Origin of the sequence: Streptomyces sp. NPDC088354, from assembly GCF_044753585.1 — a bacterium.
Lineage (GTDB): Bacteria > Actinomycetota > Actinomycetes > Streptomycetales > Streptomycetaceae > Actinacidiphila.
Genome location: NZ_JBIVNJ010000142.1, coordinates 1 through 2045 on the forward strand (window position 1 = coordinate 1; position 2045 = coordinate 2045).

Genomic DNA, 2045 nt, shown 5'->3' on the forward strand with positions numbered 1-2045 from the left:
CGCATCTTCCGTCACGCCCGCTGCAGCCCCAACCGCCTGTCGTCAGCAGCCAAAGCCATCCTCACCCTGGAGAAGCAACGCTGAAAAAGCTCAATCTATCAGGCCCTTTACATTCAGGGCCGCGGGGCGCTGAGACGCGAGCTCATCCTGTGTCTTCGGACGGGTCGCGCTCTGCATGTGCCGCGGGCACGTTCACGACGAAAGACCTGGGTGCACGTCACGCCGGAAGCGTTGATCAGCGAGAGGCCTGCCGAGGCCGGGGACCGTGCTGTCTCCGGCCACTGGGAAAGGGACTTGATCATCGGGCTTGAGCGTTCCGCGATCGGCACCATTGTCGAGCGGTCGACCCGGTTCACGTGGTCCATCTGCCCGCGAAGACGGATACGGATCGGTCTCCCGAACGAAGAACGGCCCGGCACTGGCCGGCTACGGAGGGATCTCTATGAACAGGGCGCTCGCCAATACGATGTCGATGCTGCCCGGGCAGTTGACGCGGTCGCTGACCTGGGACCGCGGCAAGGAAAGGTGCGAGACCCTCCGGGGCCGTCGAGCCTGGGACACCGAACGCGTAGCCCATTTCGACCTTTTCCGCTGGCTGCACCGCAACACCGTCCGACGCCACTGCGGCCTCGGAAGCCCCAGCCCGATCGGCTGCAGGCGAGCACTCCGAACAACATCAACTACGCTGGCCAAGCCGCATAGGGAGTGTCCAGGATCCAGGGTCAAGGCCCAAGCATGGCAGCGGGGCTGGCACCGTGTCGGGTGGAGGCGGCAGAGTCTGAAGGGTGACCCGACCCCGGACCGCCCCCGTGCCCGCAGACTTCCGCTGTCGCGCTGGTATCCACCACACCCCCCTGCCAGTGAGGAAGTCCACTAACTCATCGGACCTATCCGCCGCGCGGAAGGGGCAAGATGTGGCCGGGGTCAGAGGGAGGGATTGCACTTGCTTGAGGTGCTCGGACTCGATCACTGGCAGGAGACGGCATATGTCACCTTGCTGGAGAGTCCCGCGCTTGGACTGGACGAACTGGTGAGTCGCAGTGGTGTCGAACACGACGTGCTCAAGGGAGCGTTGACACGGCTAGAGGTCCGGGGACTGATCTCACGGCTTTCCGGCCGACCGGCCCGCTGGACCGCACTGCCGCCCGAACATGCTATCGAGGTACTGCTGCTGGCCCGGGAACGGGATATCCGGCGGGTCCGCGCGCTGACTCAGTGGCTGACTGAGAAGCACCGAAAGGGCCGGATCAGGCAAGATGCGGCAGCGCTGATCGAGGTGATCACTGGACCCGAGGCAGTGGCGCTGTGTGGCCAACAGCTCTTCAACAGCGCCGAGCGGGAAGTCCGCGGTATCGATGCGCCGCCGTACGCGCAGGCTAAGGACGGGTCCTTGGTGAATTCCAGTGCCAACGTTGCCACCCGGGGCGTACGCAGCCGCTTTATCTACGGGCAGGGTAATCTCACACTGCCTGGCATGGTTGGGCGGATTGAGCGAGACCTTGCGCATGGTGAGCAGGTACGTGTCCTGCCATTCACCCCGATGAAGATCATCCTTTCTGACGACCAGGCCGGGCTGATACCGCTGGTGGCGACACCTCAGGTGCTGGACTCCTGCATCCTCGTACGCCCCTCGGCGTTGCTGGATGCCTTGTCGGCCCTTTTCGAGACTCTCTGGCGGCAGGCCCAGCAGTACGTCACGGGCGGTCTTACCGCGGACGCCGATGGAACGTTGACCGAGGACGAGCGTCGCATCCTGTCGTTGTTGGCGGTCGGCCTGTCCGACGAGGCGATCGCTCGCCAGCTGGGCATCGGGCTGCGGACGGTACAGCGCAGGGTGCAGGCGCTGCTGGTACGGCTCGGCGCCGCCAGCAGATTTCAGGCGGGGGTCCTGGCGGCTGGCCGGGGTTGGTGGCAGCCATCGGTGTAGGGAACCTGGCGGCGGGAAGGCCGGGGCCGCGGGGGACCGGGGGGTGCCCCGCCCCCCGGGGGGTGGGCCCCAACCGGGGGGCCCGGCGAAAAAGGGGGGGGCACAACAAACCAAAAAA

Annotated in this window: 1 protein-coding gene and 1 pseudogene; both read left to right on the top strand. The window is 65.8% G+C overall.

Features of this window, described 5'->3' with window-relative positions; all coding sequences use genetic code 11:
- Positions 1-90 precede the first annotated feature (90 nt).
- A pseudogene (locus ACIP98_RS42330) lies at positions 91-523 on the top strand (transposase); the annotation flags it as partial.
- Positions 524-952: 429 nt separating this feature from the next.
- A complete protein-coding gene (locus ACIP98_RS42335) occupies positions 953-1927 on the top strand; it encodes a LuxR C-terminal-related transcriptional regulator (RefSeq protein WP_401982207.1) in 975 nt (324 codons plus the stop codon).
- Positions 1928-2045: the final 118 nt, after the last annotated feature.